Annotated in this window: 3 protein-coding genes; 1 reads left to right on the top strand and 2 read right to left on the bottom strand. The window is 56.5% G+C overall.

What is annotated here, in order from left to right; translation table 11 throughout:
- Positions 1–229: 229 nt before the first annotated feature.
- Together PanJK_RS23480 and PanJK_RS23475 are read right to left on the bottom strand one after the other, a co-directional pair.
- Entirely contained in the window at positions 230–3,274 is a 3,045-nt protein-coding gene (locus PanJK_RS23480; RefSeq protein ID WP_265303454.1) for an efflux RND transporter permease subunit, read from the bottom strand.
- Positions 3,274–4,362: an efflux RND transporter periplasmic adaptor subunit gene (locus PanJK_RS23475; RefSeq protein WP_265303453.1), complete on the bottom strand. Its 1,089-nt coding sequence runs from the start codon at positions 4,360–4,362 to the stop codon at positions 3,274–3,276. The genes PanJK_RS23480 and PanJK_RS23475 overlap by 1 nt, the downstream gene beginning before the upstream one ends.
- A gap of 507 nt (positions 4,363–4,869) precedes the next feature.
- On the opposite strand from PanJK_RS23475, the gene PanJK_RS23470 reads away from it, so the two are divergent.
- Entirely contained in the window at positions 4,870–7,569 is a 2,700-nt protein-coding gene (locus PanJK_RS23470; RefSeq protein WP_265303452.1) for a cation-transporting P-type ATPase, read from the top strand.
- Positions 7,570–7,585 lie beyond the last annotated feature (16 nt).

The following is a 7,585-nucleotide window of genomic DNA, read 5'->3' as shown; positions in this document are numbered from 1 at the left end:
ATCAGCCAGGCATTCGTCGATGAGTTCAGGCGAGAGCAGATCGGAGAGCGCGGAGAACTCTTTGGGCGTAAAGTTAAGAACGGCATCGAGAGCCTGACTGAGTAACATAAAAAAATCCGTAATTCCTGTGAGATTACGGATTTTTGCAGAACTGGAGGATCGTTCAACCGATCATTTCGGGCTTAACTGATCGGCATTACGCCATTTATGGCGACCTCAACCCCAAGCATCAAACCTTCTTATCCGGATAAAAACTCTGATACAGCACCGGCAACACCAGCAGCGTCAGCACCGTAGCGAACCCCAGACCGAAAATGATCACTACCGCCATGCTCTGGAAAAACACATCGCGCAGCAGCGGTAACAGGCCGAGCACGGTGGTGAAGGCGGTGAGCAGAATCGGGCGCAGACGCGAGGTTGCGGCATCGAGAATCGCTTGCTGCAACGGCTGATGCCGCGCCAGCTGGCGCGTCTCCTCAACCAGCACGATGCCGTTACGAATCAACATGCCCGACAAACTCAGCAAACCGATCAACGCCATAAAACCAAAAGGAATGCCGGTGAGCAGGAAGCCGCAGGTGACGCCAATCAACGCCAGCGGCACGGTAATCCAGATCGCCAGCGCATCACGCAGCGAATTAAACATCAGCACGGTAATCACAAACATCGCGAGGAAACCTAACGGCAGCGATCCGAGCAGGCCGCTTTGGGCATCACGGGAACTCTCCAGCTCGCCGCCCCATTCCAGATGATAGCCAGCGGGCAAGCTCAACTGATCGATGGCCGGCTGCACGCGCGCCACAATCTCTGCGGCGGTGCGGCCGCTGGCGGGATCGGGATCGGTTTGCACCGTCAAGACGCGCATGCGGTCGCGACGCATAATCAGCGGGTCTTCCCATTCCAGCTGGAAATCACTCACCAGATTGGCCAGCGGCACATAGCGCTGCTGCGCCTGACTCCATACCTGAATATTGCCAAGATGATCGATATTCTGCCGCTCATGTTCTGAGGTTTGCAGCATGATCGGCATCATGCGTGAGCCTTCGCGCAGTAAGCCAACGCTATCGCCACTGAAGTTGATACGCAGCGCCCGGTCGATATCGCGCTTGTCCACGCCCAGCTCCTGACCGCGCAGCGGCGAATACTGCGGACGGATCACTTTACTGCGCGCCTGCCAGTCATTACGCGGCGGAAATGCGCTGCCTTCGGCGAGGAAAATGTCGTCTATCTGGCTGGCAATCTGCCGCAGCATAATGGGATCGGGGCCGGTGACGCGTAACGCAATCGCGCTGTCGCTGGCACTGCCGAAATTGATGCGTTTGATGCGCTCCGTTACGTGAGGGAAATGATCGCGGATGTGCTGCTCGGTCTGCTGCGCCAGCGTTTCCAGCTGCTTCGCGTCCTGCACGCGCACCATAATCTGTCCGTAATTACTATACTGACGTGTCGCATCGTAGGTCAGCGTAAACCGCATTGCGCCCTGACCGATGGTGGTCACGGTGCTGGTGACGCCTGGCTGCTGGTTGATCCAGCCTTCAATTTCGCGCGCGGTTTGCGCGGTGTAATGGATATCGGTGCCATACGGCAGCCACAGATCGGTAAAGAAAATCGGCGTATTGGAGGCAGGGAAGAAGTTCTGCTTCACGTAACCGAAGCCATAGATCGAGGCGGCCAGACACGCGACCATCAGCACCAACGTGGTAATGCGGAAGCGCATCAGCGTGGTGAGCACACGGCGATACAGGCGGAACAGTACGCCCTGATACGGCTGCGTGGTGTCCTTGCTGATCTCCTGACGACCATCCATCCACTGCACGAATACCGGCGTCAGCGTCAGCGCGGTGATCCAGCTGAGCAACAGAGAAATCAGCAGCACCTGGAACAGCGATTGACAGTATTCGCCGGTGGAATCCTGCGATAACCCAATCGGTGCGAAGGCAATGATGGCGATCACCGTAGCGCCGAGCAGCGGCAGCGCGCTGCGTTTTACCATCTGCATCATCGCCTGTTGCAGCGGCTTACCGCGCTGACGATCGACTTTAATGCCTTCCACCACCACGATGGCGTTATCCACCAGCATGCTGAGGGAGATAATCAGCGCACCCAGCGACACGCGCTGCAGCTCAAGCTTAAACAGATACATGATCAGCAGCGTGCCCAGCACATTGAGCGCCAGGGAGGCGGCGATCACCATGCCGCTGCGTACGCCCATAAACAGCAGCAGCGTGCCCACCACAATCGCCAGCGCCATCAGGAAGTTATTGATGAAGCCATCCACCGACTGTTTCACTTCCTGCGCCTGGTTATAAAACACGTTTAGATCCATGCCGAGCGGTTTGGCCTGCTGATGCTGCTGAATTTTGGCGCTTAACGCCTCGCCGACGTCGATGACGTTGACGCCAGGCGCAAAGGAAACGCCCATCGCCAGCGCGGCGTTGCCGTTCGCGTGATAGAGATTGCCCGGCTGGTCGGTCACGCCATAGCTGAGCGTGGCGATATCGCGCAGCAACACTTGCTGGCTGCTGCCGGGCGCAGAGATGGGTAGCGCGCCGATTTCGTCCAGCGACTGAAATTCGCCGGTGGGATGGAAACGGATGGCTTCATTACCGAGGCGAATCTGGCCCGCATCGGAAACGGCATTAACGCTATTGAGCAACGCGGCCACGCGCTGCGGCGTCACACCCAGTGCCGCCATCTTCTGACTGGAGAGCGTGATATTCACCTGCTCCTGCTCGATACCGGCAATCGCCACTTTCGCCACGCCGGGCACCAGATTCAGTTCACGCCGCAGCTGATCGGCGTAGGTACGCAGCTCGCTATTGGTGAAGTGCTCGCCCGATAGGGTAAAGAAGTAACCGTACACATCGCCGAAGTCGTCATTCACCAGCGGTGCGCTGACGCCGGGCGGAAACTGGCGTGTGGCATCGTCAACGCGGCGACGCAGTTCATCCCACACCTGAGGCAAGTCATCGGCGCGATAGTGGCTGTGAATCGTAACGGTGATCTGCGACAAGCCGTTGCTGGAGATCGAACTGACGTTGTCGAGCGATGGCAAACGCTGCAAGGCGTTCTCCAGCGGCAGCGTGACTTCCTCTTCCACCTGCTGCGCCGATGCGCCGGGATAGTTCGTCACGATCACCGCCGATTTGATGGTGAAAAGCGGATCTTCCAGTCGGCCAATATTGAGCAGCGCAAAAATGCCGCCCACGCCGAGCAGCAGGATCACCAGCCAGCTGCGAATCGGGTGTTTGAGAAACGGTTCCAGCAGGCGCATCACAGACCTCGCTCGCGTGTCCACAGGCGCACCGCCTGACCATCACGCAGATCGCTGACGCCCGCGACCACAATGCGATCGCCCACTTTCAAGCCGGAGAGAATTTCGATGCCCTGCGCATTGAGTTTTCCTACTACAACTGGCTGCTGCTGAACGTTAAGCACATCGCCTTCACCGCTCACCAGCCACACGTAAGGCTGATTCGGCAGGCTGCGATCCGGGTTAAACACCGCGTTGGCGGGCACGCGCAGCAGTGGCGTGCCATCGGAAGTGGGCAGATTATGCATTTGCACTTTCACCGTACCACTCAAGCCGCTGACCTGCGGTAAATCCGTCGGGCGCGGCATGGTCAGCACCACTTGCCAGGTTAGCGTGGCGGCATCAGCTTCTGCGCGATGCTCTTTATATGCTGCGCGAAACGTCCGGCCCGGCAGCGCATTCAGGCTGATCTCTGGCTGATAACTTACGTTCTGCACGTCGAGGCTGGTGAACAGGTTTTCCGGCACGCTGAAAATCACATCCAGCACATCGTTGCGGCTGATCACCGCCACCGCTTGTCCAGCGGCGACCACCTGATGATTTTGCGATGCCACGCTGGTGATGATGCCGTCAAAGGGGGCGCGCAAGGTGTGATAACCCAGCTCCTCTTTGGCGATGTTGAGCGCCACTGCAGCGGAGTCGCGATTCGCCTTTTGCACATCCATATCCGCCTGCGAAACCGCACTGCGCGTTGCCAGCGCACTGAAGCGTTGATACTGGCGATCTGCCAGCAGGAATCTGTTCTGCTGATCGTTGACCCGCAGCTGCGCATCGGTATCGATCAGTCGGCCAATCACCTCGCCAGCCTTAACATGGCTGCCTTCACGTACCTGCAACTGCGCCAGTCGGCCGGTACGCTTAAAGGCCAGTTCGGTGTAGTCGCCCGCTGAAATACGCGCCGGGAATATCCTGACTTTTTCTGTGGTATTTTCCGTCAGCGTTAGCGCTTTAATTACGCGCGGTGCGCTGATTTCATCACCGCTTTTATTGTCACAACCGATCAAAACCAAACAAATTAGAAGTGCGCCCAGCACTGGCCAATTATTCATGCCCCAGCCTCAATAAGAGAGAAAGGGCGGGAATATGCCATTGTCTGAAGGAGGGAATAATGACCCTCAGCAAAATAAGGGCCATTAGAGGAAATGAATTTTGTGTGTTTAACCTTGGTTTAATTTAGCTGTGCATGGCGAAATCAATTATGCCACCATGCGCGAAACCACATGGTAAGAGAGTAAGCCGATGGCGGTAGCTGAGGATACCGCAATGATAATAAAGGAAATAATCATCGGTATTGTCAGGTTATGTATTTTATTCATAATAATTCTCCCTATGAATAATAGATTCCGTGATGAAAGTAAAATTAATATGCGTTACGCACTCTTTCTATTTGCGTTTAAATAATAACGCTGCGCAATCAGTGCTGTCACTATTAGCATCACACTTCTGAATCGGTAAAAACATGACCACGGTCAGTATGCTTCGGGAAAATATAATTAAAATGTTTTTCTTATTTTCGCACGCTTTTTTATTTTCAATTCATTAGCACGGGGTTAATTATGACTGTTATTCCTATTCAGCCAAAACGTCCGGAGGCATCCGCGCGACCCTATTATCAGCAGGATAACGCTGCGGTATTTAACGCAATAAACAGCTCACCTGCGGGGTTGAGCACCAACGATGCCCAGCAACGACTCGACGCCAACGGGCCGAACGTGCTGCCGCAGAAAGCGGAAAAATCACTGCTGATGCGTTTTCTGGCGCATTTCAAAGATGTGCTGATCTATATCCTGCTGGCTGCGGCGGTGATCACGGCGGTAATGGGCCACTGGGTGGATACCTTTGTGATTCTCGGCGTGGCGGTGATCAACGCGATGATCGGCTTCATTCAGGAGAGCAACGCCGAAAAGTCGCTGAAAAGCATCCAGAACATGATGTCGAGCGATGCCATGGTGCTGCGCGACGGCCAGCAGATCACCGTCGCCACGCAGGATCTGGTGGTGGGCGATGTGGTGATGCTGCGTCCTGGCGATAAGATCCCGGCGGATTTGCGTCTGTTCGAGGTGCATAACCTGCGCGTCGAAGAGGCAATCCTGACCGGCGAATCAACGGTGGTGTCAAAAAATACCGTGGCGCTTGAGGGCGAAAAAGCGCTCGGCGATCGCCTGAATCTGGCCTATTCCGGCACCACCGTCAGTTCAGGTACCGCGCTGGGCGTGGTGATCGCCACCGGCGGCGACACCGAGCTGGGTCACATCAATGCGATGATCTCCTCGATTGAGGAGGCGAAAACCCCGCTGCTGGTGCAGATCGACAAGCTCGGTAAAGCCATCTTCGCCATCATTATGCTGATGATGATTGCGCTGTTCGTGTTTGGTTATCTGCTGCGCGACATCGCGGTGACGGAGTTGCTGCTGTCGGTGATCAGCCTGGCGGTGGCGGCGGTGCCGGAAGGTTTACCGGCGATAATCTCGATCATTCTGTCGCTCGGCGTGCAGTCAATGGCGCGAAATCACGCCATCATTCGTAAACTGCCGACGGTCGAAACGCTTGGTGCCATGACGGTGATCTGCTCGGATAAAACCGGCACGCTGACCATGAACGAGATGACGGTGAAAGCGGTGGTGCTGGCAAACAGCCAGTGGCGCATCAGCGGCAACAGTTACGAACCCAAAGGCGAATTTGCCCTTGAAGCGGGCCAGCAGAGCGATGCGCTGATGCAGGGCTTCTTGCAGGTGGTGGATATCTGTAACGAAAGTCAGCTGCGTCAGGATGCCAACGGCAACTGGGGCATTGTGGGTGGACCAACCGAAGGGGCGCTGAAAGTGCTGGCCGCCAAGGCGGGGATCCAGAGTGACAAGGTGCAGATTCTCAGCAAGCTGCCGTTTGATTCTGCCTACAAATACATGGCGGTGAGCTGCCTGATTGATGGCAAACCGTGCCTGCTGATGACCGGCGCGCCCGATGTGTTGCTGTCGCTGTGTCAGCAGCAGCAGGGCGCAACCGAAGCGGAAGTGATTGATCGCGGCTACTGGGAAGCGGCTATCACCACTTACGCCAGCGAAGGGTTGCGCACCGTTGCCGCCGCGTGGCGCTGGCTGCCGGAAGCGCAGCATCATATCGATCACGATGATTTACGCAACGGCATGAAGATGCTGGGCCTGGCCTGCATGATGGATCCGCCGCGTCCGGAAGCCATCACCGCGATTCGCGACTGTCAGCAGGCAGGGATTCGCGTGAAGATGATTACCGGCGATCACCCGGAAACCGCCATGGCGATTGGCCAGATGCTGGGCATTGGTAACAGCGATTCTGCGATTACCGGCTATCAGCTGGAGCACATGGATGATGCCGAGTTGGGCGTGGCGGCGCGTGAGTACGACATCTTTGCCCGTACCAGCCCCGAGCATAAGCTGCGTCTGGTGAAAGCGCTGGAGAGCAGCGGTGAGATCGTCGGTATGACCGGTGATGGCGTTAATGATGCGCCTGCACTGAAGCAGGCTAATGTCGGTATCGCGATGGGCATCAAAGGCACCGAAGTGACCAAAGAGGCGGCGGATATGATCCTCGCCGATGACAACTTCGCCACCATCGCGGCAGCGGTGAAAGAGGGCCGACGCGTCTACGATAACCTGAAGAAAACCATTCTGTTTATCATGCCGACCAACCTCGCGCAGGGATTGCTGATCATCATTGCGATTCTGATGGGCAACCTGCTGCCGCTAACGCCGGTGCAGATTCTGTGGATGAACATGGCGACCTCGGCGACGCTGTCGTTTGGTCTGGCATTCGAACCGGCAGAGCGCAACATCATGCGCCGACCGCCGCGTAACGCACGCAGTCCGGTGATGGATGGTTACGCCATCTGGCGCGTGATTTTCGTCGGCCTGCTGATTTCGATTAGCGCCTTCGTGCTGGAAGCCTGGCTTCAGCCGCGCGGCTATACGCCGGAGTTCATCCGCACCGTGCTGCTGCAGATGCTGGTCACCGCGCAGTGGGTTTACATGCTGAACTGCCGCAACAGTAACGGATTCTCGCTGGATACCGGCTTGCTGAAAAATCGTGGCATCTGGCTGGTCACCGTGGTGCTTATCGCGCTGCAGGCGATGATTATCTATGTACCATTGATGAACACGCTGTTTGGCACCGCGCCGCTGCCGTTTAAATACTGGCTGATTTCACTGGCGGTGAGTGTTGGGATCTTTGTGCTGGTGGAGATAGAGAAGCGCCTGACACGCGGCTGGCGTCTGGCACGTTAAGTCATGTTGGCTGGCG

It is taken from the genome of Pantoea sp. JK (assembly GCF_026130245.1).
In the GTDB taxonomy this organism is placed as follows: domain Bacteria; phylum Pseudomonadota; class Gammaproteobacteria; order Enterobacterales; family Enterobacteriaceae; genus Pantoea; species Pantoea trifolii.
The sequence above is the reverse complement of the archived record's forward strand: the minus strand, read 5'-3'. Positions and strand labels throughout refer to the sequence as shown.